General features: G+C 64.9%; 26 protein-coding genes and 4 tRNA genes. 10 read left to right on the forward strand and 20 right to left on the reverse strand.

The annotated features are described in order from the left end of the window. Positions 1 to 132 precede the first annotated feature (132 nt). The gene (locus tag AC3WMR_RS00645) at positions 133 to 996 is read left to right on the forward strand and encodes an IclR family transcriptional regulator (protein WP_025136843.1); all 864 of its coding nucleotides are present in this window, start codon (positions 133 to 135) and stop codon (positions 994 to 996) included. Positions 997 to 1,119: 123 nt separating this feature from the next. Here the strand turns inward: AC3WMR_RS00645 and AC3WMR_RS00650 are convergent, their stop codons facing one another. Next, positions 1,120 to 2,097, reverse strand: coding sequence for a tripartite tricarboxylate transporter substrate binding protein BugD (locus tag AC3WMR_RS00650; RefSeq protein ID WP_025136844.1), 978 nt, complete (start codon positions 2,095 to 2,097; stop codon positions 1,120 to 1,122). Between the two features lie 383 nt (positions 2,098 to 2,480). On the opposite strand from AC3WMR_RS00650, the gene phaP reads away from it, so the two are divergent. Beyond that, a complete protein-coding gene (phaP, locus tag AC3WMR_RS00655; RefSeq protein ID WP_175190832.1) occupies positions 2,481 to 3,059 on the forward strand; it encodes a TIGR01841 family phasin in 579 nt (192 codons plus the stop codon). A gap of 121 nt (positions 3,060 to 3,180) precedes the next feature. Here the strand turns inward: phaP and AC3WMR_RS00660 are convergent, their stop codons facing one another. From AC3WMR_RS00660 to AC3WMR_RS00680, 5 genes are all read right to left on the reverse strand, one after another. Further along, a complete protein-coding gene (locus AC3WMR_RS00660; protein ID WP_492262265.1) occupies positions 3,181 to 4,224 on the reverse strand; it encodes a quinone-dependent dihydroorotate dehydrogenase in 1,044 nt (347 codons plus the stop codon). A 51-nt stretch (positions 4,225 to 4,275) separates the two neighbouring features. Then, the gene (locus AC3WMR_RS00665; protein WP_492262266.1) at positions 4,276 to 5,031 is read right to left on the reverse strand and encodes an arginyltransferase; all 756 of its coding nucleotides are present in this window, start codon (positions 5,029 to 5,031) and stop codon (positions 4,276 to 4,278) included. Between the two features lie 78 nt (positions 5,032 to 5,109). Next, a complete protein-coding gene (gene aat / locus AC3WMR_RS00670; RefSeq protein ID WP_492262267.1) occupies positions 5,110 to 5,904 on the reverse strand; it encodes a leucyl/phenylalanyl-tRNA--protein transferase in 795 nt (264 codons plus the stop codon). Then, a complete protein-coding gene (locus AC3WMR_RS00675) occupies positions 5,901 to 6,482 on the reverse strand; it encodes an NUDIX hydrolase (RefSeq protein WP_006393199.1) in 582 nt (193 codons plus the stop codon). Before AC3WMR_RS00675 ends, aat begins: the two co-directional genes overlap by 4 nt. Positions 6,483 to 6,492: 10 nt before the next feature. Further along, positions 6,493 to 7,425: a LysR family transcriptional regulator gene (locus AC3WMR_RS00680; RefSeq protein WP_492262268.1), complete on the reverse strand. Its 933-nt coding sequence runs from the start codon at positions 7,423 to 7,425 to the stop codon at positions 6,493 to 6,495. Positions 7,426 to 7,559: 134 nt separating this feature from the next. On the opposite strand from AC3WMR_RS00680, the gene AC3WMR_RS00685 reads away from it, so the two are divergent. Both AC3WMR_RS00685 and AC3WMR_RS00690 read left to right on the forward strand, forming a co-directional pair. Then, positions 7,560 to 7,961, forward strand: coding sequence for a DoxX family protein (locus AC3WMR_RS00685; protein ID WP_175191110.1), 402 nt, complete (start codon positions 7,560 to 7,562; stop codon positions 7,959 to 7,961). Positions 7,962 to 8,072: 111 nt separating this feature from the next. Further along, on the forward strand, positions 8,073 to 8,516 hold the full coding sequence (locus AC3WMR_RS00690; protein ID WP_492262855.1) for a nuclear transport factor 2 family protein: 444 nt from the start codon (positions 8,073 to 8,075) through the stop codon (positions 8,514 to 8,516). A 36-nt stretch (positions 8,517 to 8,552) separates the two neighbouring features. Here the strand turns inward: AC3WMR_RS00690 and AC3WMR_RS00695 are convergent, their stop codons facing one another. From AC3WMR_RS00695 to AC3WMR_RS00715, 5 genes are all read right to left on the reverse strand, one after another. Continuing rightward, complete coding sequence (locus AC3WMR_RS00695) at positions 8,553 to 9,167, reverse strand: DUF2946 family protein (RefSeq protein WP_492262269.1); 615 nt, start codon at positions 9,165 to 9,167, stop codon at positions 8,553 to 8,555. A gap of 2 nt (positions 9,168 to 9,169) precedes the next feature. After that, on the reverse strand, positions 9,170 to 9,514 hold the full coding sequence (locus AC3WMR_RS00700; RefSeq protein WP_492262856.1) for a hypothetical protein: 345 nt from the start codon (positions 9,512 to 9,514) through the stop codon (positions 9,170 to 9,172). A gap of 106 nt (positions 9,515 to 9,620) precedes the next feature. Then, positions 9,621 to 9,694, reverse strand: a tRNA-Cys gene (locus tag AC3WMR_RS00705). Positions 9,695 to 9,748: 54 nt separating this feature from the next. Then, positions 9,749 to 9,824 (reverse strand) — tRNA-Gly (locus tag AC3WMR_RS00710). 187 nt (positions 9,825 to 10,011) lie between these two features. Continuing rightward, positions 10,012 to 10,087: transfer RNA gene (locus AC3WMR_RS00715), tRNA-Gly, on the reverse strand. A 188-nt stretch (positions 10,088 to 10,275) separates the two neighbouring features. Between AC3WMR_RS00715 and AC3WMR_RS00720 the strand changes: the two genes are divergently transcribed. Continuing rightward, positions 10,276 to 10,755 carry a carboxymuconolactone decarboxylase family protein gene (locus tag AC3WMR_RS00720; RefSeq protein ID WP_492262270.1) on the forward strand — a complete coding sequence of 160 codons (480 nt, stop codon included), beginning with the start codon at positions 10,276 to 10,278 and terminating at the stop codon, positions 10,753 to 10,755. Between the two features lie 63 nt (positions 10,756 to 10,818). On the opposite strand, the gene pdxR is transcribed toward AC3WMR_RS00720, so the two are convergent. After that, positions 10,819 to 12,234, reverse strand: coding sequence for a MocR-like pyridoxine biosynthesis transcription factor PdxR (pdxR, locus tag AC3WMR_RS00725; protein WP_492262271.1), 1,416 nt, complete (start codon positions 12,232 to 12,234; stop codon positions 10,819 to 10,821). 130 nt (positions 12,235 to 12,364) lie between these two features. On the opposite strand from pdxR, the gene AC3WMR_RS00730 reads away from it, so the two are divergent. Together AC3WMR_RS00730 and AC3WMR_RS00735 are read left to right on the forward strand one after the other, a co-directional pair. Next, positions 12,365 to 12,811 (forward strand): GNAT family N-acetyltransferase, encoded by a 447-nt coding sequence (locus AC3WMR_RS00730; protein WP_492262272.1) that lies wholly within the window; start codon positions 12,365 to 12,367, stop codon positions 12,809 to 12,811. Beyond that, on the forward strand, positions 12,808 to 13,425 hold the full coding sequence (locus AC3WMR_RS00735) for an FMN-dependent NADH-azoreductase (RefSeq protein WP_492262273.1): 618 nt from the start codon (positions 12,808 to 12,810) through the stop codon (positions 13,423 to 13,425). Before AC3WMR_RS00730 ends, AC3WMR_RS00735 begins: the two co-directional genes overlap by 4 nt. Positions 13,426 to 13,473: 48 nt before the next feature. On the opposite strand, the gene AC3WMR_RS00740 is transcribed toward AC3WMR_RS00735, so the two are convergent. Further along, a complete protein-coding gene (locus AC3WMR_RS00740) occupies positions 13,474 to 14,376 on the reverse strand; it encodes a LysR substrate-binding domain-containing protein (RefSeq protein ID WP_492262274.1) in 903 nt (300 codons plus the stop codon). A 314-nt stretch (positions 14,377 to 14,690) separates the two neighbouring features. Here AC3WMR_RS00740 and AC3WMR_RS00745 point away from each other — a divergent pair, with 314 nt between their 5' ends. Then, positions 14,691 to 16,148: an MFS transporter gene (locus AC3WMR_RS00745; protein WP_492262275.1), complete on the forward strand. Its 1,458-nt coding sequence runs from the start codon at positions 14,691 to 14,693 to the stop codon at positions 16,146 to 16,148. Here AC3WMR_RS00745 and AC3WMR_RS00750 read toward each other — a convergent pair. The 4 genes from AC3WMR_RS00750 to AC3WMR_RS00765 all read right to left on the reverse strand — a co-directional run bounded on the left by AC3WMR_RS00750 (position 16,129) and on the right by AC3WMR_RS00765 (position 17,907). Continuing rightward, entirely contained in the window at positions 16,129 to 16,602 is a 474-nt protein-coding gene (locus AC3WMR_RS00750) for a hypothetical protein (protein ID WP_492262276.1), read from the reverse strand. The genes AC3WMR_RS00745 and AC3WMR_RS00750 overlap by 20 nt on opposite strands. Before the next feature lie 63 nt (positions 16,603 to 16,665). Continuing rightward, positions 16,666 to 16,998, reverse strand: coding sequence for an immunity protein Imm33 domain-containing protein (locus tag AC3WMR_RS00755; protein WP_492262277.1), 333 nt, complete (start codon positions 16,996 to 16,998; stop codon positions 16,666 to 16,668). Positions 16,999 to 17,120: 122 nt separating this feature from the next. Next, positions 17,121 to 17,552 (reverse strand): hypothetical protein, encoded by a 432-nt coding sequence (locus AC3WMR_RS00760; protein WP_492262278.1) that lies wholly within the window; start codon positions 17,550 to 17,552, stop codon positions 17,121 to 17,123. Positions 17,553 to 17,831: 279 nt separating this feature from the next. Beyond that, positions 17,832 to 17,907 (reverse strand) — tRNA-Gly (locus AC3WMR_RS00765). A gap of 298 nt (positions 17,908 to 18,205) precedes the next feature. Between AC3WMR_RS00765 and murB the strand changes: the two genes are divergently transcribed. Next, positions 18,206 to 19,243, forward strand: a complete 1,038-nt coding sequence (gene murB / locus AC3WMR_RS00770) for a UDP-N-acetylmuramate dehydrogenase (RefSeq protein ID WP_492262279.1) — start codon at positions 18,206 to 18,208, stop codon at positions 19,241 to 19,243. A 114-nt stretch (positions 19,244 to 19,357) separates the two neighbouring features. On the opposite strand, the gene dapB is transcribed toward murB, so the two are convergent. After that, positions 19,358 to 20,149, reverse strand: a complete 792-nt coding sequence (gene dapB / locus AC3WMR_RS00775) for a 4-hydroxy-tetrahydrodipicolinate reductase (protein WP_492262280.1) — start codon at positions 20,147 to 20,149, stop codon at positions 19,358 to 19,360. An 18-nt stretch (positions 20,150 to 20,167) separates the two neighbouring features. Beyond that, positions 20,168 to 20,704, reverse strand: coding sequence for an outer membrane protein assembly factor BamE (locus AC3WMR_RS00780; protein ID WP_492262281.1), 537 nt, complete (start codon positions 20,702 to 20,704; stop codon positions 20,168 to 20,170). 157 nt (positions 20,705 to 20,861) lie between these two features. On the opposite strand from AC3WMR_RS00780, the gene fur reads away from it, so the two are divergent. Beyond that, entirely contained in the window at positions 20,862 to 21,281 is a 420-nt protein-coding gene (fur, locus tag AC3WMR_RS00785) for a ferric iron uptake transcriptional regulator (protein WP_006223539.1), read from the forward strand. Positions 21,282 to 21,429: 148 nt separating this feature from the next. On the opposite strand, the gene recN is transcribed toward fur, so the two are convergent. Then, positions 21,430 to 23,091, reverse strand: a complete 1,662-nt coding sequence (gene recN, locus AC3WMR_RS00790) for a DNA repair protein RecN (protein WP_492262282.1) — start codon at positions 23,089 to 23,091, stop codon at positions 21,430 to 21,432. Position 23,092: the final 1 nt, after the last annotated feature.

A 23,092-nucleotide genomic window follows, 5' to 3' on the forward strand; every position in this document is an offset into this window, starting at 1 on the left:
CCCCGTTTTGATGGATAAAAAAGCGGTTGCCAAATCTTCCCGCAAATTTCACAATACGGGAAAGAACTGTTTGCTGCGTTGCCGCAAGACTGGTCTCTTTCGGTGGCGCCGCGCGAGCCCCTTTCCCTTCCTATGTCCCGTCTTCCCACCACCCGCAATGCCCTGGACGCCGAGGCCGATGGCGCGTCGTCCCATCCCATCGCCATCCAGGTCATCGAGCGTGCCATGCGCCTGCTCGATGCGCTGGCCGCGCAGCCCGAACCCGTCACGCTCAAGGAACTGTCCGCGACCACGGGGCTGCACGCCTCGACCGCGCACCGCATCCTGAACGACCTGGTTGTCGGCCGCTACGTCGAAAGGGTGGACAACGGCCTGTATCAACTGGGCATGCGGCTGCTGGAACTGGGCTCGCTGGTCAAGGGGCGGCTCAATGTGCGCGAGGCCGCCATCTCGGCCATGCGTTCGCTGCACAAGCTGACCGGCCAGACCATCAACCTGTCGGTTCAGCAGGGCGACGAAATCGTCTACATCGACCGCGCCTGGAGCGAGCGCTCCGGCATGCAGGTGGTGCGGGCCATTGGCGGACGCGCACCGCTGCATCTCACGTCCACCGGCAAACTGTTTCTGTCCACCGGCGACACCCGCCAGGTGCGCGCCTATGCCCTGCGCACGGGCCTGGCCGGTCATACTCGCAACAGCCTGACCGATCTCGATCGCCTCGAACGCGAACTGGCGCTGGTGCGGCGCCACGGCTATGCGCGTGACAACGAAGAGCTGGAACTGGGCGTGCGCTGCATCGCCGCCGGTATTTTCGACGACACGGGCAAGCTGGTGGCGGGCCTGTCGATCTCGGCTCCCGCCGAGCGGCTGCAGGACGACTGGATCAAGGCCCTGGTGGATACCGCCGCCAGCATTTCCGAAGCGCTGGGCTACGAGCCTTCTGTTTCCAGCGGCTTCAGCGGCCTGGGCCTGGCGGCCGAAGCCATGCGCTCCTGACCGGCGCTTGCGCCCGAACGAAAAAAAGCCCCGCAAGGGGCTTTTTCAATGTTGGCGCGAGCCGGAAGGGGCGCCGTGCAAACACGCCCGCCGTGGCGGACGTGTCCAACAGGCGCGCCAGCGTTATTGCTGCTCGACGCCGGCCTTCTTGAACAGCTCGGCCCACTGCGGCACCTGCTGCTTCACCTTGGCGTCCAGCGACTGGGGATTGGCTTCGGCGGTCAGCACCGTGGCGCCCAGTTGCTTCATGCGTTCCTGGAACTTCGGATCCGCCAGGCCAGCCTGCAGGCTCTTGATGAGCTTGTCCACCACCGGCTTGGGGGTGCCCTTCGGCACCCACATGCCATGCCAGATACCGACTTCGAACCCCTTGAAGCCGGACTCGTCCATGGTCGGCAGCTTCGGCAGGGTCGGCACGCGTTGCAGGCTGGTGACGGCGTAGGCCTTGACCTTGCCGCTGTCGATCTGCTGCGTGGTGTTGGTGGTCTGGTCGCAGAGCAGGTCCACCTGCTTGCCCAGCAGGTCGTTCATGGCCGGCGCCGTGCCCTTGTAGGGAATGGTCAAGAGTTGCACGCCCAGGGCTTCGACCAGCATCGTGCCGCACAGGTGGCTGGCCGCGCCGATGCCGGCGTTGGCGAGCGAAACCTTGTCCTTGTTCTTTTTGACGTACTCGGCCAGTTCCTGGATGGTGTTGGGCGGGAAGTCCGAACGCGCGATGATGGTCATGGGCACATCGACCACCAGGCCGATAGGCTCGAAACTCTTGTAGGGGTCGTACCCCGGATTCTTGTACAGGGACGGTGCGGTCGAGAAGCCGGCGTGCATCAGCAGCACGGAATAACCGTCCGGCTGAGCCCGCGCCACTTGCGTCGTGCCGATGGTGCCGCCCGCACCGCCCTTGTTTTCGACCACGACGGTCTGGCCCAGGGAGTGACGCATGGCTTCTGCCAGCGAACGCGCAACGTTGTCCGTCGGACCGCCGGCGGCGAAAGGCACCACCATGTTGATGGGGCGTTCCGGGAATTCCGCGTGGGCGGCGCCGGCCGCGAGCATGGCGCTGGCCGCGAGCAGGGCCGAAAGCGTGCGGGGGATGAAGGTCATGAAGTCTCCGATTGCAGGGTTTTGCTTGCTGCGATGTGTTTTTGATCGCTGACTTATCGTTTATGTTTGTCTGTCATCAGCGTGCAAGCAGTGTAGAAAAGAATTGATACGCCGTCATGTCCGGTATTTCCCGAATCATGGGAAATCCTTGCGCGGGATCAAACGCGCGCAGGGGCATGCACTGTTAAAGTGCAAATAGTTGTTGCGTTGCACCAATATTGCTTGACAGGTTTTTTTTGGCCCGTAGAATGTGAATTGTGCAGTGCATCAAACGGGCCGGCGGTAGCTTGTAGTACCAGTTTCCGCGCACGTTTTTAATTTCGTCGCAGACACCATCCTTACCTGCCGGAAAGCCTCCGGCTACCCCTAAAAGGAGCAATTCTATGAGCGCTATTCCGCAACAAGTCCTGGACCGTCAAAAAGCCAGCATCAACACCTTCGTGGCCGCCCAGTCGGCTGTGTTCGCCGGTTTCGAAAAGCTGGTCGAGCTGAACCTGAAGGTCGTGCGCGCCACCCTGGACGAAGTCGCCCAGAAGTCGCAACAAGCCACCGAAGTGAAGGACCCGCAAGAAGCCGCGGCGTTCGCCTCCGGCCTGCTGCAACCGGGCGCCGAAAAGGCCCTGGCGTACACCAAGCATGTGTATGACATCGTTGCCGGCGTGCAAGGTAATCTGGTCAAGTTGACCGAAGAACAAATCGCCGAAGGCCAACAGCAACTGACCGACGCCGTCGAGCAGTTCTCCAAGAACGCCCCCACGGGTTCGGAAAGCGCCGTTGCCCTGATCAAGTCGTCGTTGGCCACCGCCAACAGCGCCTACGATTCGCTGACCAAGGCCGCCAAGCAGGCCGCCGAAGTCGCCGAGTCCAACCTGAATGCCGCCGCGAACGCGACCTTCAAGGCTGCGACGGATGCCGCCGACGCCGCCACCAAGGTTGCCAGCCGCAGCCGCCGCAGCGCCTAAGTATTTGGCGCGCAGTGCTGCGCAAATCGCAGTTATGTAGTACTGTTGAGTGACAGAGCAGAGCTGGAATTAGGGCCACCCTTCGGGTGGCCTCTTTTTTTGCCTGCGTTTCTGCCTGTCTTCAGGGGCGCGCGACGGCGCGCACGCATTCGCCCACCAGGGCGGGGCCACGGTAGATCAGGCCCGTATACAGCTGTACCGCATCGGCGCCAGCCTGCATTTTCTCCTGGGCCTGGCGGCCCGACAGCACCCCGCCCACGCCGATGATCGCCAGGCTGTCGCCCAGGCGCTCCTTCAGGCGGCGGATCACCGCCAGCGACAATTCATGCACCGGTGCGCCCGACAGGCCGCCGGCTTCTTCGGCATGCGCCATGCCCGTGACAGCCTCGCGCGACAGCGTCGTGTTGGTGGCGATCACCCCGTCGATGCCGTGCCGGGGCAGGGCATCGGCGATGGCGTCGATCTGTTCGGTGGTCAGGTCGGGGGCGATCTTTACGGCCATCGGCACACGGCGCTGGTATTGGTCTTCCAGCGCCCGGCGCTTGTCCGCCAGCAGCGCCAGCAGGGCAGACAGCTCGTCGCCGCCTTGCAATGCGCGCAGGTTCTTGGTGTTGGGCGACGAAATGTTCACTGTCACGTAGTCGGCATGCGGGTACACGCCCGCCAGGCCGATCAGGTAGTCGTCCGCGGCGTGTTCGATCGGGGTATCGGCGTTCTTGCCGATGTTCAGCCCCAGGATGCCGCCTTGTTTGCGCCACTGGCTGCGCTGCACATTGGCCAGGAAGGCATCCAGGCCCTGGTTGTTGAAACCCAGGCGGTTGATCAGCGCATTGGCGCGCGGCAGCCGGAACATGCGCGGCTTGGGGTTGCCGGGTTGCGCGCGCGGGGTCACCGTACCCACTTCCACGAAGCCGAATCCCAGGTTGCCCAGCGCGTCGATATACGCGCCGTTCTTGTCCAGCCCCGCAGCCAGGCCGATCGGGTTGGCCAGTTGCATGCCCATCAGGGTGCAGGGCGCCTTGGGCTGCGCGTGCAGCAGCTTGCGCGTGGCGCCGCAATCGTAGGCCCGTTGCAGTCCCGACAGGGTGACTTCGTGAGCGGTTTCCGCGTCCATGGCGAATAGCGCCGGGCGGGCCAGGGGATAGGCGTGGAAGAGGATCGACATGGAGCGGGATTGTAAAGCGTCTTTGGCCGCCCCTGGCGCCACCGGCTGGGGTCAGGCCGGATCGGCAGGCGGGGGCGTGGTCGGCGCAGGGGCTTCACGCCAACTGCCGTCGATCAGGTACTGGGCGGGGTGGAAGCTGGCCTTGTATGACATCTTGCGGCTGTCTTCGATCCAGTAGCCCAGGTACAGCCATGGCAGGTTCAGCGTGCGGCATTGTTCGATCTGCCACAGGATGCTGTAGGTGCCCAGGCTGCCCGGCACGTCGGGGTCGTAGAAGGTGTAGACCGATGACAGGCCGTCGTCCAGCACGTCGATGATGGACACCATCATCAGGATGCCGCCGGGATCGCGGAATTCGACCAGCCGGGTATTGACGCGGCTGGTCAGCAGGAATTGCGCGTATTGGGTGCGGCTGTCTTCGTCCATGCCGCCGCCGGGGTGGCGGCCCTGCTGGTAGCGCGTGTACAGCCGGTAGTGTTCAGGCGACCAGGCCAGTTCCGCCACGAACGATTGCAGGTTGCGGTGGTCGCGCCACGCGCGCCGCTGGCTGCGGTTGGGGGCGAAGCCGGCGGTGTCGACCCGCACCGGCACACAGGCGTGGCAGTTGTCGCAATGCGGGCGGTAGGTGAACAGGCCGCTGCGGCGAAAGCCTTGTTCCACCAGTTGGGAATACGTGCCGGCGTTGATCAGGTGGCCGGGCGCGGCGACCTGCGACCGTGCCTGGCGTCCTGGCAGGTAGCTGCAAGGGTAGGGGGCGGTCGCGTAGAACTGCAGCGTGGAGAAGGGTAATTCTTTAAGCTGGCTCATCTTGGGTCCCGGCGTGCGGCGCCAAGTCCGTGACGGGATGGGTACATATTAACGCCTAACCCGGACGCCGATGTGGCGTCAGGCGCCAGCTTGGGGATAGTCCGCAGCGGTGCCCTGGCGGCTGGCGCCCGCCGCCAGGGGAATCAGCCGGCCGGCGCTGTCCAGGCGGCCGGGCGCCCAGGCGATGGCGGGGGCGGCGGTCGCGGCGCGCACATGCGCCAGGAAACGGGAGCGCGGCACGGGCTTGGCGCCCAGGCTGGCCAGGTGGCGGGTCTGCTGCTGGCAATCGATCCACTGCACGCCCTGGGCCGTCACATAGCGCACCAGGTAGGCCAGCGCGATCTTTGACGCATTGGGCACGCGCGTGAACATCGATTCGCCGAAGAACATGCGGCCCAGGCTGATGCCATACAGGCCGCCGGCCAATTCGCCGTCGATCCAGGTCTCGATGCTGTGGACATAGCCGGCTTCGTGCCAGGCGCGATAGGCCTGGCGCATGGCGGCGGTGATCCAGGTGCCCGGCTGGCCGTCACGCGGCGCGGCGCATGCCGCCATCACGTCGGCAAACGCCGTGTCGACCCGTACTTCGATGCGCGGGGCCGGAGCGATTTCCTGGCTGGCGACCTGGCGCAGCAGCTTGCGCAGCGAATGCGAAGGGGCGAAGTCCTTGCATGCCAGCACCATGCGCGGATTCGGGCTCCACCACAGAATGGGTTCGCCTTCGGAATACCAGGGGAAGATGCCGTTGGAATAGGCCTGGATCAGCCGGTCGGTGGTCAGGTCGGCGCCGGCCGCCAACAGGCCATCCGGATCCGTCAGCGCGAATTCGGCCGGCGGAAACGGCGTGTCTGCAGCAAGCCAGGGCAGCTTCAACGGTGCGATTCGAGGGTGTAGTGGTGAGGGCCGAACGTGCCGCGCTTGCGGTCCTCGAAATAGCGCTGCAGCGTGGTGGCCACGGTGCGAAACGCCAGGTCGTCCCAGGGAATGTCGGCCTCGTCGTAGAAGCGGGCTTCCAGGCTTTCCGGGCCGGGATCCAGCTCGGGGCCCAGCACCTCGGCCAGGTAGAAGACGTGCACCTGCTCGATCTGCGGCACGTCGATGATGGTGTAGATCTCGCCCAGCCGGATGCGCGCGCCGGATTCTTCCAGTGTTTCGCGGCCGGCGCCCTGTGCCGTGCTTTCGCCCAGTTCCATGAAGCCGGCCGGCAGCGTCCAGGTGTTGTAGCGCGGCTCGATGGCGCGGCGGCACAGCAGCACGCGATTGTCCAGCACCGGCACCGTGCCCACCACCAGGCGGGGGTTCTGGTAATGGATGGCGCCGCAGTGGTCGCAGATGTCGCGTTCGCGGTTGTCGCCCTCGGGCACCCGGCGGTTCACGGGCGAGCCGCATTGGCTGCAGAAATTCGCACGGCGGGGCGCGGGGAAGTATTCGAGGGGCGATTTGGCGGTCATGGGGTCGATTCTACCGGCTGCGGCGCCGGCTGGCGCGCCGGGCCGGGGGCGCCGGGGTCCGGCTGCCGAAGCGTTCGTCCAGGTGTTCGACGAACGAACGCACCTTGGGCGACAGGAAGCGCCGGTGGGGGTACACGGCATACATGGAGATCGGGGTGTGGCCGTAATCCTGCAGCAGCGCCACCAGCCGGCCCGCACGCACATCGTCGCCCACCAGGAACTCCGGCTGCAGGATCACGCCGTGGCCGGCCAGCGCGGCGGTGCGCAGCACGTCGCCGTTATTGGCCCGCAAGGCTGCATTGACCCGTACCAGGTGGGTGATGCCGTCTTTCTCGAAATGCCATTCGTTGCCCGTGCTGGCATAGGCATAGTGCAGGCAGCGGTGCTGCTTCAGGTCGTCGGGCGTCTGCGGGACGCCGTGGCGTTCCAGGTAGGCGGGCGCCGCGCACACCAGCAGCTGCTGCGCTGCCAATGGCCGTGCCACCAGCGACGAATCCTGCAGCGGCCCGATGCGCACCGCCACGTCGTAGCCGTCTTCGACCAGGTCCACCACGCGGTCGTTCAGGTCCAGGTCGATCACGACGTTCGGGTAGCGCAGCAGGTATTCGGCGATGGCCGGCCCCAGGTGCAGGATGCCGAACGACACCGGCGCGCTGACCCGCAGGCGGCCGCTGGGCGCCTGGCCTTCGGCCTGCAGCGACAGTTCCAGGTCGGCCACTTCCGCCAGTATCGGCCGCACGCGCTCATAGAAGGCGCGGCCCGCGTCGGTCATGCTGAGCTTGCGGGTGGTGCGATTCAGCAGCCGCACGCCATACTTTTCTTCCAGGTAGGCAATCTGCCGCGTGACCACGGAACGGGCCTGGCCCATCTTGTCCGCGGCGGCCGCGAAAGAGCCCAGTTCGACGACCCGGGCGTAGGTCTGCATCGCGGTGTGAGTGTCCATGGCGTGTCCGGTATTGTTACCAATCGGGGAACAATAAGTTGCGATTTTGCATGTTTATCTTTGTTTTTGGAATCGCAAGAATAGCGGCCATGAAGAATCTTCCCGTCCTGGGCGATTCGCTCACGGAGAGTGCAATGATCGATACCCGTACCGCGCCTTATGCCGCGCTTTTGCTCCGCATCGCGCTGGGCGTGATGTTCCTGGCCCATGGCCTGACCAAGCTGCTGGTGTTCACCCTGCCGGGCACCGCGCAGTTCTTTGCCAAGATCGGCTTTGCCGGCTGGCTGGCCTATCCGGTGACCTTCTTTGAAATCGGCGCCGGCGTGCTGTTGATCCTGGGCGTGGTGCCGCGCTGGATCGCCGTCATCGCCACCGTGCAGCTGTTCGTGGCGTCCACCGTCCACTTCGGCAACGGCTGGGGCTTCAGCAATCCGAACGGCGGTTGGGAATACCCGATCTTCCTGTCGGTCGCGGCCGCCGTGCTGGCGCTGCTGGGCGATGGCAAGTTCGCATTGGTCAAGAGCGGTCGCGGCTGATCGCCTCGCGCATCAGTCTGTCTACCGGATTGGACGTCGCCCCCGGGGCGGCCGGCTCCTAGAATGGTCCGGCCGCCCCGGTATTTTTTATCTGGAGATTCCATGACGTTCATGAAACGCGCTCTTGGCGCTGCCCTGATTGCCGCCGCTTTGTCGTCCGTGGCGTACGCCTCGCCCGAGCAGGAAGCCGCCAACAAAGAGGCCGTGCTGGCCTTCTACGAAAAGGGCCTGAACCAAAAGGATGCGGACGCCGCCCTGAAATACGTCGGTGACCGCTATGTGCAGCACAACCCCAACGCGGCCGACGGGCCCGAGGGCTTTCGTAAATTCGTCGCCTTCCTGCGCGACAAATACCCGCAGTCGAAAAGCGAGATCAAGCGCGTCTTCACCGACGGCGACTACGTGATCCTGCACGTGCATGCGGTGCGTGAGCCCGGCTCGCGCGGCAACGCCATTATCGACATCTTCCGTCTGGAAAAAGGCAAGATCGTCGAGCACTGGGATGCGGTCCAGCCGATTCCCGAGCAATCGGCCAATACCAACGGCATGTTCTGAGGCGGCTCGCCGCGAGAGCCGTTGGCGGCACCTGCCTTACTCGCCGCGGCCTGGAGCGGCCTCGTCGACGGGGTTCGTTTGAAAGCCGAACGTGGCGGCCAGATCGCGCTGATCGATCAGGCGCAGCGGCGCAGCCGGATAGGCATTCGGGAGCTTGACGCCGATGGCTTGCCCGGAAGTCAAACCGTCCAGGGCGTCCAGCAGCGGCGCGTCTTTTTCGGTCGTCAGCCGGTCCAGCAGGGCAGGCAGGTCGCGGTCCAGCACGATGCCCGGCCCCAGCGGGGTCATGGCATAGAGCTGGCCGCTGTCGTCCAGCCACCAGCCGCTGACGGTATCCACTGCGGCATCGGTGTGCGTCACCAGTGTGCGGCTGTCATCGCTCAATCGGAGCACGTAGGGCGCTGCATCCAGTCGCAAGTACACGCGCTGCGGGCCGTTCTGGAAGAACCAGCGACCGGCCTCGTCGTGTTCGTAATTGCGGTTGATGAAGCCCAGGATCTGCGCGTTGGTGATGGACTCGCCCGGGCCGCCTTGCGCGGCCTGGCCTTGCGGATGCAGGCGCCAGCGTCCGCGTGCGTCCAGCGACAGCCAGCCGAACACCGCCGGCACGTCGGGCCAGCGGGCGATGGCGTCTTTCACCGAAGGGTCCATGGTCAGGGGCGGATGATGATGGGCGGCGGGTTGATGACAATGGCGGGCGCCGGCATCGGTACCATGACCGGTTGCGGCGCGCCGTAGCCGTAACGGTAGTCGTCGCGGCACTTGCGCTTTTCGCGGTAGTCGCCATTGCGCTTCCATTTGCGCTCGACCTCACAGGCGCCGTCCCAGTACTTCTCTTTATACTCGCCGCGGCCATGGCCGTGCTTATGGCGGTGGTGATGGCGGTCGGAGTCCGCCTCGGCCGCCAGCGGCGCCAGCGTCATCAACGTCGCCGCGGACAAGGCGAGCAGGGTAGAGGGCGCGCGCCGCAGGGTATGGTTTTTCTGATTGTGGGGCATGGCTTCGTCGTTCAATGAAAACGGCGTCACCTTAGCAACCAATCGATTGACCGGGCGTAGGGATGGGTAACGAGATGCAGGGGGGGTATTGCAGGAGGGGAGTTACTGGAGGCGCAAGCCGGAATCGAACCGACGTACACGGATTTGCAATCCGCTGCATAACCACTCTGCCATTGCGCCAGTACTGCAAGAAAAAAGGAAGCTCGGTGTTGGCCGGTGCTTCCTTTTTGTATTTGGAGCGGGAGACGAGTCTCGAACTCGCGACCTCAACCTTGGCAAGGTTGCGCTCTACCAACTGAGCTACTCCCGCTTGGGTACCGCTGGGCTTGTTTTCAAGCCTTACTTCACTTGTCTTGGCGGGGCTTTCTAAAAAAAGGCCGTGTCCACCAAAGACAGCGATTATACACAGTTTTCCGAAATGTGCCGATGCGTGAGCCGGAAACCGGATCTTCCAACAACGTCGCCGCCGAAATGAAACCGGCCTGCTGCGTAAGTGTTGGAGCGGGAGACGAGTCTCGAACTCGCGACCTCAACCTTGGCAAGGTTGCGCTCTACCAACTGAGCTACTCCCGCGCTGGGCACTGCGGTACTGCTTTGAAGAGGCGAGAGTATACATCAAATCCGCCAAGGGTCAATGAAGGGCGCGCGCATCATGGCCCAGGCCAAATTGCGCTTCTTGGCGCTTTTTCGCCAGGCGGCCGCGTTGCACTATGTCGGTACGCGGTGTCGTCCGCAACCCATTGAAGAAAGGTACGAGTGAAATGAGCCAGCGTTTGAATTACTTCGAGGTGTCCGCCGAACTGTCCAAGCACTACCTGGACTTCAGCGCCTCCCTGAAAAAGAAGGCCGTCATCGAGGAATTCAATGACCTGGTGACCATCCGCGCCTCGCAGATCAATGGCTGCGGCTTCTGCCTGGACATGCACGTCAAGCAGGCCAAGATCGGCGGCGAGCGCGAACTGCGCCTGCACCATATCGCCATCTGGCGCGAATCCCCCCTGTTCAGCGCACGCGAACGCGCCGCGCTGGAATGGACCGAAGCCCTGACCGTGCTGCATCCGCACGGCGTGTCCGACGCGGTCTATGAACAGGTCCGCAGCCAGTTGTCCGAAGCGGAAATCTCGGACCTGACCTTCCTGGTCGTGGGCATCAACGGCTGGAATCGCTTGAACGTTGCCTTTCGCACCGAGCCCGGCTCGGCGGATGCCGCGTTCGGCCTGGACAAGGCCGGGTTGAACTGAGGCGCGGCGGGCGTTGGTCCGTATCGTGGTCTGCCAAGGCCTGCCCGTCGGGGCAGGCCTTGTTCACATCAGCGCAAGAATCCTGCGGCCAAGCTGCTCGGCCCGTTCCTGCGATTCGATGTTGGTAAAGCTCATCAACAGTCCCGAGCCGCAGGGCGCGGCCGTCGACCAGCGCGACAGCGCGTGCGCATAGATGCCGTTCTCGACCATGCGGCGGGCCAGCGGTCGGTCGGTGTGGTGTCCCTGCATCCTGACCAGCAGATGCATGCCGCCCGGTTGCGGATTGATGGGCATGTCCGGGCCGAACACCTTGGACAATCCCGCTGCCGTGGCCTCGCGGCGCTCGGAATACAGCCGCCGCATGCGTTGGATATGCCGTGCGAAATGACCCTCGTTCATGAACGCACAGACCAGCGCCTGGGTCAGGCCGGGGATGCCATTGCCAAGCACGCGATTGACGTCCTCGAAACGCCTGATCTGGGCTTCGGGAACAACCAGGTAGGCCAAGCGGATGCCGGGAAACATGACCTTGCTGAAAGTGCCCGCGTACAGCACACGGCCATGGCGATCCAGGCTTTTCAGCGCCGGCAGCGGCCGGCTGATGTAGCGGTATTCGCCGTCGTAGTCGTCTTCCACGATCCAGCGCTGGTTGCGTTCGGCCCACTCCAGCAGCGCCTGGCGGCGGGTCAGCGACAAGGTCACGCTCAGCGGGCTTTGGTGGGCGGGCGTCACGACCGCGGCACTGGCCCGTGGCGCTTGTTCGATGCCGCGCGCGACCATGATGCCCTCGGCATCCACCTCGATCGGGGCCAGTTCCAGGCCGGCGTGGATCAGCAGTTCGCGCGTGGGCGGGTAGCCCGGATCTTCGACCCACACTTGCTGGCCCGGTTGAAGCAATGCCTGGATCACCAGGTTTAGGCTTTCGCGATAGCCGGAGGTGATGAACACTTGCGAGGGCGTGCAATGGATGCCGCGCGCCACCTGCAGGTGGGCGGCGATTGCCGTACGCAGCGCGGGCAGCCCGTCGGCCGGCGGATATGACAGATCGGCCGCCTGCGTGGCGCGCAGGTGGCGGGCGCCCAGTCGCGCCCAGATCTTACGTGGAAATGCATCCAGCGCAGGCAGTCCCATCTGGAAGGGCAGTACCGACGGCGGGTGGCGCCAGGTGTCAGGGTCCGGCTTGACCGGGGCGGGCGCCGGCTTGGTCACGGTGTGTGCCTGCAATCCCGGTGTCACCACGGTCCCGGCCTGCCCGCGAGGCTGCACATAGCCTTCGGCGTGCAGCAGCGAGTAGGCCATCTCGATCGTGCCGCGGGCCACGCCCAGGTCCTTGGCCAGCGCCCGAGCCGACGGAATCCGGTCGCCGGGCTTGAGCATGCCCTGCGCAATGGCCCCGCGGAACCGGTCGTAGATCTGGCGGTACAGCGGTTCGTCACTGGCGGCGGCGGGCGGAAGGCTATCAATGGGAGACCGCGTCATGGCCTAGTCCAAAGTTCAATTTATGGTTCTTCAAATTATGGCATGGGCTGACTAGCATGGTGTCTGCTTCGGTCGGTTCCGGCCGCAGGCCCGATTCACGGCAAGACTGCCAGGTTAGGACTACCAACACATGAGCGACCCCAACATCCGCCACATAGAAACCGCCGACGAGCTGCGCGCTGCTTTTCCCGTCATGCAGGAACTGCGTCCGCACCTGGCCGACGAGTCTGATTTTGCCGCCCGCGTTGCCCGCATGCGTGCCGAAAACTATGCGCTGCTGGCCGTCTGGGAAGGCGGCGAGCCGGTGGCGCTGGCAGGCTACCGCTACCAGGAAAACCTGATCTACGGCCGTTTCCTGTATGTGGACGACCTGGTGACCACCGAGCGCAGCCGCGGTGGCCACCACGGCGCGCGCCTGCTGCAGGCGCTGGAAGGCATCGCCCGCGAGGCCGGGTGCGCCAAGCTGGTGCTGGACACCGGCCTGGCCAACGCCCTGGCGCAGCGCTTCTATTTCCGCCAGGGCCTGTTGACCGGCGCCATGCGTTTTTCGAAAGTGCTGGGAGGCCAGGCAGCATGAGTATCCTGCGTTTGACTTGCAGCCCGCGTGGCGTGGAATCAGAGAGCCATCGCCTGTCCCGGATCGTCGTCGATCAACTGGCGCGGCACGATCCCGTGCGAGGGCGTGACATCGTCGAAATCGATGCCAACCTGCTGCCCCACGTGGACGTGGACTACGCCTGCGCCTTGGGTTCGCCCGCCGATCCGGATGCCGAGGTCTGCGGCCGCGGTTCGTTGCGCCAGTCCGACCAGTTGATCCAGTCGCTGTCCGAAGCCGACTACGTCGTCATCGCCACGCCCATGCACAACTACACCGTGCCGTCGGCGCTGAAAGTATGGATCGACCATGTGGTGCGAGTGCGCAGCACCTTCAGCGTCACGCGCGAGGGCAAGGTCGGCGTGCTGGCCGACCGGCCGGTGTATGTCGCGGCCTCGTCGGGCGGATTGTTCTCTGGGCCGGATGCGCGACAGCCCGACTTCCTGACGCCTTACCTGAAAGTGGCCCTGGCTACGATCGGCCTGAAGCGCCTGACCTTCTTTTCGGTGGAAGGCACCGCCATGGGCGGCCAGGCGCTGGAGGCGGCAAGACAGCGCGCCCAGGAGCAGATCGCGGGGCATTTCGCGGCGCGGTAATGCCGCCCTGCAAAGAGGGGCACGCCGCCATTCGCCGGGCGACGTTTTTCATGCGCGGCGGTCGGGCTGGCGATCCGATGGCGAGGCTTGCCGCAATTGCTTGATCATCTGCACGACCGCCGGGGCCCGTTCGTATTTTCGAAACACGGCAGCGACCTCGGACGCAATCGGTGGCCCCGAGATAGGCCGATAGACCACGTTGGGCAGCGCAATCACGTCTTCAAGCAGGTTGGGCACGATGGCGACGCCCGTGCCCAGGGATACGTGGGTCAGCACGGACAGCAGGCTGCCCGGTACCGCGCCGATGAGGGGCGTGAACTTGCCCCGATGCGCGACTTCTCGCAGGCCCAGATCCTGCTCAGGCACGATGAAGGTCTCTGCCGCGAGCTTTCTGGGCGGCAGGGGTTCTTGCCCATGGGCCAGGGGGTGTTCGGCCGGCAACGCCACGCAAAAGTGGTCGCGGCTGACGACGTGGCTGGACAGCGCTGTCGGCAGGGCCACCGGCAGGCGTACGAACGCCACATCCACCTTGCCCGCTTCCAGCAGCGCCGGCATCTCGTCCATGGGCAATTCGCTGACCTGGACCTGCACGTCCGGCCACGCGGCGCGATAGCCGCGCACCTGTGCTTGCAAGACACCGGCAAACGCCGCCGAGCCGACATAGCCGATGTCGACTCGGCCGATCTCGCCGCGGCCGGCCCGTCGGCCTGCGTTCACTGCCAGCTCCATCCGTTCGATGACCGCGCGGCTTTCCTGCAGAAAGGTTTCTCCGGCTGACGTCAGGGTCACGGACCGCTTGGTGCGATTGAACAGGCGGGCTTGCAGGCTGGTCTCCAGTTCCTTGATCTGCACGGTCAGCGTGGGCGGCGAGATATCCAGCAGTTCCGCGGCGCGGGCGAAATGCAGCTGCTCTGCAACCGCAATGAAGTAGCGCAGATGTCTCAGCTCCATTTCCTGTTTCCTTTCAATGCCGCCGGGCAACGTGGCCATGAAGGCCTTGGGGTGGACCACCCTTCGCTCGGCTTGAATTAGTTTAAAGCTAATAAAGATGAATTTTTGTTCTATTGAATGGAATGCTTGGCCGGTGCTCCAATGGCCGCAGATCCTTCAACGTGCTCTCCGGGGCGTCCATACGGCTGGGGCTGCCGCAACAGTCCCTGGCGCACAAAACGAAAAAAGTGCCGACCATGAGTTCAATCACCGCCGCCTCTGCCTCGATCAACCGTGGAACCGCCGTGCTGCTGGTCGGGTCCCTGGGGTGTGCCATGACCGTGCTCGACACCAATGTCGTCGGCATCGTCCTGCCTGCCATCGCACGCGACCTGAACGCGTCTTTCGCGCAGATCGAGTGGGTCATCAGTACCTACGTGCTCTGTTTTGCCGCGCTGCTCCTGCCTGCCGGGTCCGTCGCAGATCGCTATGGCAGGAAACGTGTCTTCCAGATCGGCCTCTGCCTGTTCGCATTGGCATCGCTGGCCTGCGGCCTGGCGCCCACCGCCACGGCGTTGTACGTGGCGCGCGGCGCGCAGGGGGTCGGCGCGGCGTTTCTGCTGGCGCCCGCGCTGGCGATCATCGGCCATGCTTTCCACGAAGAGCACGAGCGGGCGCGCGCCTGGGCGGTGTGGGGCGGCATCATGGGCCTGACCATGGTCCTGTCGCCCTTGCTGGGCGGCGCGGTCAGCGCGGCCCTGGGATGGCGCTGGGCATTCCATATCAACGTGCCGATCTGTGCGGCCCTGGCGCTGGCGGTCGCCAGGATCGTGGATGAATCGAAGGACCCCACGCCTCGCCCGCTGGACTTCGCCGGCATTCTGCTATTTGCGTGCGGCATGTTTGCGCTCACCTGGGCGCTTATCGTCGGCCCCGGGCACGGCTGGACCAGCCAGGCGTTCGTCGTTCGTCTTGTCGCGGGTGCCGCACTGTTCCTGGCGTTCTGCGGGGTCGAGCGCCGCAAGCCGCATCCGATGCTCGATCTGTCGCTCTTCGCTGCTCCGGCGTTTCTGGGCGCTGTGATTGCCATGTTCGCCTATGCGGCCTCGGCGCAGGTCATGGCGTCGCTGCTGCCCCTGTTCCTGCAGAATGCAAAAGGGCAGACCGCCTTGATGGCCGGGCTGGGGATGCTGCCCTTCGCGCTCGCCATGCTGGCGTTTCCGCAAATCGGCCGTCGGCTGTCGAGGTATTTGAAATCGCCCCAGATCCTGGTGCTCGGCCTGGCCATCGTGGGCGCGGGAAACCTGGCCATGATGGTGGCCGCGACGCAGCACAGCGAATGGTTGCTGGTGGCCTCCATGGCGCTGCTTGGCAGCGGGGGCGGGCTGCTCAACGGCGAAACGACCAAAGCCATCATGGGCACCGTGCCGCGTCATCGTGCAGGCATGGCGTCGGGCATCAGCACCACCGCCAGGTTTTCGGGCATCCTCTTGGGGTTTGCCAGCCTGGGGGCCGTGCTGGCCAGCGCAGTCCGGTCGGCGATCCAGGCGGGCATGCTGCGTGCTGGAATTCCGCTCCAGGCAGGGTTCGCCGATGACGTTGTTGCGGGTGACCTGGAGCGCGCCAAGGCGCTGTACCCCCATGCACTGGGCGAAACGCTGGTCAGCCTCGCCCACCACAGTTACGGCCGGGGCTTCTCGAGCGCATTCCTGGCGGCGGCGGTGCTGGCCTTGCTGGCCTCGGTGGCGGTTGCCGTGCTGATGCGTGGCGCCGTCAGCGGCGGACCTCGGTGATCCGGGCGTAACCGGGCGCGAACGGCTCGATCGCGCACCCGGCAGGCACATCAGGGAACGCGGCTTGAGAAAAGACCAGCCCCACATAATCCAGGTCGTTATCTTCTGCGGCAGTAGCGGATGCCAGAAGGTCGTAGACTTCGGCGCCAAAAACCGCGCGACGATATTCTGAAAGCGCCTGAAGGCGCGCATAGAGCGCGCGGCTGATCATGTCCAACGGACGGGCATCGCATAGCTCGGGCCGTGACGGCAGCGTCGAAGGGATGCCGTAACCCATTCCCAGTGGCCACACCTCGACAAACCACAGACCCCGCTGGTGACTATGGCTTGCCGAGCAGACGGCGGGCGGGTTGCCGGGCAGTTCGATCACAAGATCATGGAAGTGCGCCATGACGGCCGAGGCCACGCGTTCGTTCGGGCCGCAATCGATCGCTAGATTGAAATATATCGCCATGACGCTCTCCAGGGATGTACGACGCGCTTCAACGCGAGGCGTCAGTCCAATGCGTCCATGGGGTCATGGCGCCATCCACACGTCTTCGTAACCCTGGTCATCTACGATGAATTTCGCTCCGGGCGGCAGGTGCAGGTAGCGGACGATCAGGGGCAGCATGTCCGCCAGGTGTGCCGTGTGGACAGGCTGATAGAAATCATCCGCATCGGAATAGTCGCCGCAGTGAACGAACCAGCTGACCGTGCCGTTTTCCGGCAGGACGATACGCGTGCCATAGACGGGCATCTGCCCCAGGGTCGAGATGGCCACCGCCACGTGGTCTTCGGGCGGATTGGCCGGCAAGCCGTGCGCGGCGCAGACGGCTTGCGCCAGGGAGTCAGACGTAGCAGGGTTCATTCGGTCAGCGGTCGGGGCTTACGCCATAGGACGCATTGCCCGAAGCGCATGCAAACGTAGAAAGAAAAGAAAGGGTGGAGCGCCTAGATGATATCCCCGAACGGGGCGTTGAGCGGGATGCGCTATCCGGCATTGGCCGCAACCCTGTCGCCCGCTTTGGCCCAGTACAGCGTCAAGACCTTCAGCGCCTCCGAGCCCAGCAACAAGGTGAGGTTCAGCGCCAGGCTGGGGGTGGCCGAGAGCGGCAGCAACAGGGGAATGAATGACAGCGAAGGCACTGCCAGCAGCAGCCGTAGCGGCACTTGGGCGTATGCCAGGCGCGGTGCGTAGCGATTGCCGCGCAGGAACAGGATGGCCGAAGCCGCGATGGAGAGCGTGAGCAGGACGGACAGGCCAAATACCAGCGTCTGGAATGCTGGCGAGTGATGCAGCTGATGGAACTCGACCAGGTCCGCGTAGATCGGGACGCGTCCGCGATGGATGTTCGATGCGATGAAGTGGATGGCATATAGCGCATCCATGCCACCCCAGAAGAGGAAGACGCCGCGTTTCATTCGAGGGCCTTGCGGCGCGGGCGCGCGCGCGGGCTGGTCGGGAGCGTGCGTCGTGCGCGGCTTTCACCTGCCGGGCAGCGAGACACTTTGAGGGATATTCCGTTCATCCCGCGACTCTAGACGAGCGGGATGTGAAAAAGACTAGGAAAGTTCTGAAAGCGGCGGGGGGGCAAGCGTGGGCGACGACGTGGGTTGCGATGCGCGCACCAATGAAAAAAGGGCCCGCAGGCCCTTTCGTCAATTTACGCAGCGGCGGTTGGCGCGCTGCGCATCAAAATCTGGAGCGGGAGACGAGTCTCGAACTCGCGACCTCAACCTTGGCAAGGTTGCGCTCTACCAACTGAGCTACTCCCGCATGGGTTCGCAGTGCCCAGCTTGACGCGGGTTGCCTTGCGGCGTGCAAACCATTTTTTATTGCCAACTGCCTGGCGGGTGCCCTTGCGGTTACCGTTCCGGGGTAGTTGCCCGATCAACTTGGTTATCGATCAGAAGGCGCGCATTCTACATGAATTTTTGGGATCGTGCTGGCCGTTGGGGTTGCCACTGGCGCTGGCGGATCGCAATGACCTTGGCGATATCGGCTGAGCCGTCCTGCCAAGCTCAATCAAGTAATATGAGCGAAGACCAAAAATATAGCATAGCCAGTAGTATCCATGTCAAATTCTCCCGCTACGGCGCCTGTGCTGGTACCCCGGCAACAGGACCTTTCCGCCCTGAATACGCTGGGCCTGGCCGCAACGGCCGAGGCTTACGTGTCCGTGGAAGACGCTGCCCAATTACCGGCGCTTTCCGCATTGGCAGCCCGCAGCGGCCCGCTGCTGGTGCTGGGCGGCGGCAGCAACCTGGTGTTGCCGCAGTCCGTGCCGGGGCTGGTGGCGCGGGTGGCGTTGCGCGGAGTGCGCCTGTTGCGGGCCACGCCAGATGCCTGGCTGGTGGAGGCCGCGGGCGGCGAGACTTGGCATGGCTTCGTGGCCGAGTGTGTGCGGCAGGGGTGGGACGGCCTGGAGAACCTGGCCTTGATCCCCGGCACGGTGGGCGCGGCGCCCGTGCAGAACATCGGCGCCTATGGCGTCGAGCTGGCCGACCGGTTCGACAGTCTGACCGCCTGGGATGTGCGTGCCGGCCGCTATGTCGAGATGAGCGCGGCGGATTGCCGCTATGCCTACCGCGACAGCGTGTTCAAGCATCAACCGCCGGGCAACTGGGTGATCGTGTCGGTGCGCTTGCGCCTGCCGCGACCGTGGCAGCCGGTGCTGGGGTATCCGGACCTGCAGCGTCATCCGCGGTTGGCCCAGGGTTCGCCGACGGCGCACGATATCTTCGAGGCCGTCTGCGAAATCCGGCGCGCCAAGCTGCCTGATCCCGCGGTCACCGGCAATGCCGGCAGCTTCTTCAAGAATCCGATCGTCTCGGCCGCGCAGCGCGACGCGCTGGCAGGCGAACACCCGGGATTGGTGTCGTATCCGCAGCCGGACGGGCGCTACAAGCTGGCGGCCGGCTGGTTGATCGACCAGTGCGGCTGGAAGGGCCGCAGCCTGGGCGCGGCCGGCGTGCACGATCGACAGGCGTTGGTGCTGGTGAACCGGGGCGGGGCCACGGCGGCCGACATCATGGCCTTGGCGCGCGCTATCCAGGCAGACGTCGTTGCGCGTTTTGGCGTGTTGCTGGAGCCTGAGCCCGTGGTGGTGTAAGCGGGGCGGCACGCTGCGCGGCAGCGGTAGCCTCTCCACCGACGAAAAAAAGGACCCGAGGGTCCTTTTTTTATAGGGCCGGCAATGCCTGGCCCCCTCCAAGCGCTGCCCGGCTCAGAGCCCCAGCACGGCCTGCATGTCGTACAGGCCGTTGTGCTTGCCTTGCAGGAAGCGCGCGGCGCGCAGCGCGCCCTCGGCGTAGGTGGCGCGGCTGGCCGACTTGTGGGTGATTTCGATGCGTTCGCCGATGCCGCAGAACGACACGGTGTGGTCGCCGACGATGTCGCCGCCGCGCAGCACCGAGAAGCCGATGGTGCCGGGCTTGCGCACGCCGGTGTCGCCGTGGCGGCTCCAGGTGGCGACGTCGGGCAGGGCGACATCCCAGGCGGACGCGATGGTTTCGCCCATCTTGAGCGCGGTGCCGGAAGGCGCGTCGACCTTGTTGCGATGGTGCGCTTCGAAGACTTCGACGTCGTAGCCGGAATTCAGGATGCGCGCGGCCATGTCCAGCAGCTTGAGCGTGGCGTTGACGCCGACGCTCATGTTGGGGGCGAACACGATGGCGGTTTTCTGCGCGGCCACTTCGATAGCGGCGCGGCCGTTGTCGTCAAAGCCGGTGGTGCCGATGACGGCCTTCACGCCCAGCCTGGCGCAGGCTTGCAGGTGTTCCAGCGTGCCTTCGGGGCGCGTGAAGTCGATCAGGCAGTCGGCGTTGGCCAGGGCGTTCAGGTCGTCGGTGATGGCGACGCCGGTGGTTTGGCCCAGCGGGGCGCCTGCGTCCTGGCCCAGGGCGTTCGAGCCCTTGCGGTCCAGCGCGACGGCCAGTTGCAGGCCGTCGGCCTTCAGGACGGCGTCGATCAGCATCTGGCCCATACGGCCGCTGGCGCCGGCGATTGCAATACGCATGTGGTGAATCCTTGGGGGTTAGCGCAGCGGCTCGGGCGAGTTGCCGGGCTGGCCGGGGTATTGGTTCATGGGGCTGACGGGGGCAGCAGCGTCACGCTTCTTCTGCTCTTGTTCCTGCTTGATCCGGGCTTCGTCTTCGCTCAGGCGCTTGTCGGCTTTTTCGTCGGCGACGGCGTTGGGCGTGTTCAGCTGGTACGGTTGCAGGTCAGGCTGCTTGTCGCCTTCCCAGCGCGTCAGGCGGTCGTTTTCGAACCAGACCGTGAACTTGCGCTCTTGGGCCTCGCCATAGCCGGGCTTGAAGTAGTAGGGGTAGTCCCAGCGGTTGGCGTGCAGCACGCTGGTCAGCGTGGGGCTGCCCAGGGCGAAGCGCACTTGCTCGCGCGTCATGCCGGGCTGCAGCAGGGCAACCTGCTCCTGGGTGATCCAGTTGCCTTGCTGGACGCCTGCCTTATAGGGGAAGCCCCATTTGTTTCCCGAGCAACCCGCGAGGGCGACGGCCAGGGCGGCGATGGCCAATCCGGTCTTGAGCGAGCGGGAAGGAATTCGTGCAATCATGGACACTACGCGCCCCTATTATTTGGAAGCAGACAAAACCGTTATCATAAAGGTTTCATAAGGATAGTTCTGCGGGGCGGCAGGAATTCTGGTGGGGCCGGCTCGCGGTTACCCGGTATCCTTGCCCATGCCAACGCGGACGGAGAGCGATTACACCATGAGCGACCAAAGCGAACTGAAAAACATGGGTTTGAAGGCGACGTTTCCCCGCCTGAAAATTCTTGATATCTTCCGTAAGTCCGACCAGCGCCACCTCAGCGCTGAAGACGTCTACCGGGCCCTCATCGGCGAAAACGTCGAAATCGGCCTGGCTACCGTCTACCGCGTGCTGACCCAGTTCGAACAGGCCGGCATCCTTGCCCGCAGCCAGTTCGACAGCGGCAAGGCCGTGTTCGAGCTCAACGACGGCGATCACCACGATCACCTCATCTGCACGAACTGCGGCAAGGTGGTCGAGTTCTCGGACCCGGACATCGAAAAGCGCCAGCAAAAGATCGCCAAGGACAACGGCTTCGCGCTGGAAAGCCACGCGATGGTGCTGTACGGCATCTGCGGCAGCTGCCTGAAAGGTCGCTGAGCTTTTCCTCGCGGGACCCACTGGCCACGGCCGCGCTCGCCGTGGTGCAGTGAAGGCAAAAGCCCCTTCTCCAGGAAGGGGCTTTTTTTATTCCTGCGGGCGGGATGAAAAGCGGATGGCTGCCCGGCCAGCGAGCCGGGCGTGAGGGTCAGGCTGGCGTACGCCCGAAACCGGCCAGCATTTCGCGGGCGTGTTCGCGGGTGGTGGCGGTGAGCTTGATGCCGCCCAGCATGCGGGCGATTTCCTCGACCCGGGCGCCGTCGTCCAGTTCTTCGATGCGGGACCGGGTGGTGCCGCGCGATTCGGTCTTGCTGACCAGGAACTGGCTGTTGCCGCAGGCGGCCACCTGGGGCAGGTGCGTCACGCACAACACTTGATGGCGTTCACCCAGCTCGCGCAGCAGCTTGCCGACGGCCTCGGCCACCGCGCCGCCCACCCCGCTGTCGACTTCGTCGAAGATCAGGGTGGGCACGCGGGCCGCGCGGCTGGCAATGACGGACAGCGCCAGCGAGATGCGCGACAGTTCGCCGCCCGAGGCCACCTTGGCCAAGGGGCGCGGCGTGGTGCCGGCATGGCCGGCCACCAGGAATTCGACCTGTTCGTTGCCGTGGGCCGAGGGGGCAGCGGCCGACAGCGACGGCTCGAACTTGCCGCCCTGCATGGCCAGCGTCTGCATGGCCTGCGTGACTTGCTTGCCCAGGTCCTTGGCGACCTTGCGGCGGGCCGTGGACAGCTTGGCGGCGGCGGCGTCGTACTGCGCCTGCGCCGTCTGGGCTTGTGCGCGCAGGGCGTCGATGTCTGTGGCGGCCTGCAGCGCGGCCAGTTCGGCGTGCAGGCTGTCGCGCAGTTCGCACAGGGCGTCGGGCTCGGTGCGGAACTTGCGGGCGGTTTCGAAGACGGCGCCCAGCCGCGCTTCGACGTCGGCCAGGCGCTGAGGATCGAGGTCGACGCGGCTGACGTAGTTGTTCAGGTCGGATACGGCTTCGCTGATGGCGATGCGGGCCGATTCCAGTTCGTCGTAGATGCCTTGCAGGCCGGTGTCATGGCGCAGCATCTGCTGGATGCGATGGTTGGCCGACGTCAGGCGGTGATGCGCGGAATCGCCTTCACCGTCCAGGGCTTCGAGGATCTGTGTGGCGCCATCGAGCAGCGATTGCGAATGCGCCAGACGGGTGTGTTCGGATTGGAGCGCATCCCATTCGTCGGGCGCCAGGCCCAGGCGGTCGAGCTCGTCGACCTGCCATTGCAGCCGTTCGCGTTCGGTGGCGAGGCTGGCGGCGTCTTTTTCGGCAGCTTCAAGTTGGCGCGCCAGGGCGCGCCATTGCTTCCAGGCCTGGCCCACGGCCTGGCGCAGGTCGCCATGGCCGCCGTGCGCATCGAGCAGGTCGCGTTGGGCGTCGGGGCGCATGAGGCTCTGGTGCGCGTGCTGGCCATGGATGTCGACCAGGCTGTCGCCCAGTTCGCGCAACTGCGCCACGGTGGCCGGGGTGCCGTTGATGTAGGCACGGCTGCGGCCTTGCGCGTCGATCACGCGGCGCAGCGCCAGTTCTTCGTCGGCGTCGATCTCGCGTTCGGCCAGCCACGCGTGCAGCACGCGCGGGGTGTCGAATACGGCGGTGATGTCGGCGCGCGTGGCGCCTTCACGCAGCACGCTGACGTCGCCGCGTTCGCCTAGCGCCAGCGCCAGGGCATCGATAAGAATGGATTTGCCTGCCCCGGTTTCCCCGGAAAAGACGGTAAAGCCAGGACCGAAATGGATCTCGGTCTGTTCGACGATGACAAAGTCGCGGATGTGCAGGGTGCGCAGCATG

Source organism: Achromobacter sp. FW305-C-28 (genome assembly GCF_058783235.1).

Bases quoted from the DNA above. Each gene is read 5' to 3' on its own strand.
- AC3WMR_RS00645 (WP_025136843.1), top strand. From the start codon at position 133: ATGTCCCGTCTTCCCACCACCCGCAATGCCCTGGACGCCGAGGCCGAT.
- AC3WMR_RS00650 (WP_025136844.1), bottom strand. From the start codon at position 2,097: ATGACCTTCATCCCCCGCACGCTTTCGGCCCTGCTCGCGGCCAGCGCC.
- phaP (WP_175190832.1), top strand. From the start codon at position 2,481: ATGAGCGCTATTCCGCAACAAGTCCTGGACCGTCAAAAAGCCAGCATC.
- AC3WMR_RS00660 (WP_492262265.1), bottom strand. From the start codon at position 4,224: ATGTCGATCCTCTTCCACGCCTATCCCCTGGCCCGCCCGGCGCTATTC.
- AC3WMR_RS00665 (WP_492262266.1), bottom strand. From the start codon at position 5,031: ATGAGCCAGCTTAAAGAATTACCCTTCTCCACGCTGCAGTTCTACGCG.
- AC3WMR_RS00675 (WP_006393199.1), bottom strand. From the start codon at position 6,482: ATGACCGCCAAATCGCCCCTCGAATACTTCCCCGCGCCCCGCCGTGCG.
- AC3WMR_RS00680 (WP_492262268.1), bottom strand. From the start codon at position 7,425: ATGGACACTCACACCGCGATGCAGACCTACGCCCGGGTCGTCGAACTG.
- AC3WMR_RS00685 (WP_175191110.1), top strand. From the start codon at position 7,560: ATGATCGATACCCGTACCGCGCCTTATGCCGCGCTTTTGCTCCGCATC.
- AC3WMR_RS00690 (WP_492262855.1), top strand. From the start codon at position 8,073: ATGAAACGCGCTCTTGGCGCTGCCCTGATTGCCGCCGCTTTGTCGTCC.
- AC3WMR_RS00695 (WP_492262269.1), bottom strand. From the start codon at position 9,167: ATGGACCCTTCGGTGAAAGACGCCATCGCCCGCTGGCCCGACGTGCCG.
- AC3WMR_RS00700 (WP_492262856.1), bottom strand. From the start codon at position 9,514: ATGCCCCACAATCAGAAAAACCATACCCTGCGGCGCGCGCCCTCTACC.
- AC3WMR_RS00720 (WP_492262270.1), top strand. From the start codon at position 10,276: ATGAGCCAGCGTTTGAATTACTTCGAGGTGTCCGCCGAACTGTCCAAG.
- pdxR (WP_492262271.1), bottom strand. From the start codon at position 12,234: ATGACGCGGTCTCCCATTGATAGCCTTCCGCCCGCCGCCGCCAGTGAC.
- AC3WMR_RS00730 (WP_492262272.1), top strand. From the start codon at position 12,365: ATGAGCGACCCCAACATCCGCCACATAGAAACCGCCGACGAGCTGCGC.
- AC3WMR_RS00735 (WP_492262273.1), top strand. From the start codon at position 12,808: ATGAGTATCCTGCGTTTGACTTGCAGCCCGCGTGGCGTGGAATCAGAG.
- AC3WMR_RS00740 (WP_492262274.1), bottom strand. From the start codon at position 14,376: ATGGAGCTGAGACATCTGCGCTACTTCATTGCGGTTGCAGAGCAGCTG.
- AC3WMR_RS00745 (WP_492262275.1), top strand. From the start codon at position 14,691: ATGACCGTGCTCGACACCAATGTCGTCGGCATCGTCCTGCCTGCCATC.
- AC3WMR_RS00750 (WP_492262276.1), bottom strand. From the start codon at position 16,602: ATGGCGATATATTTCAATCTAGCGATCGATTGCGGCCCGAACGAACGC.
- AC3WMR_RS00755 (WP_492262277.1), bottom strand. From the start codon at position 16,998: ATGAACCCTGCTACGTCTGACTCCCTGGCGCAAGCCGTCTGCGCCGCG.
- AC3WMR_RS00760 (WP_492262278.1), bottom strand. From the start codon at position 17,552: ATGAAACGCGGCGTCTTCCTCTTCTGGGGTGGCATGGATGCGCTATAT.
- murB (WP_492262279.1), top strand. From the start codon at position 18,206: ATGTCAAATTCTCCCGCTACGGCGCCTGTGCTGGTACCCCGGCAACAG.
- dapB (WP_492262280.1), bottom strand. From the start codon at position 20,149: ATGCGTATTGCAATCGCCGGCGCCAGCGGCCGTATGGGCCAGATGCTG.
- AC3WMR_RS00780 (WP_492262281.1), bottom strand. From the start codon at position 20,704: ATGATTGCACGAATTCCTTCCCGCTCGCTCAAGACCGGATTGGCCATC.
- fur (WP_006223539.1), top strand. From the start codon at position 20,862: ATGAGCGACCAAAGCGAACTGAAAAACATGGGTTTGAAGGCGACGTTT.
- recN (WP_492262282.1), bottom strand. From the start codon at position 23,091: ATGCTGCGCACCCTGCACATCCGCGACTTTGTCATCGTCGAACAGACC.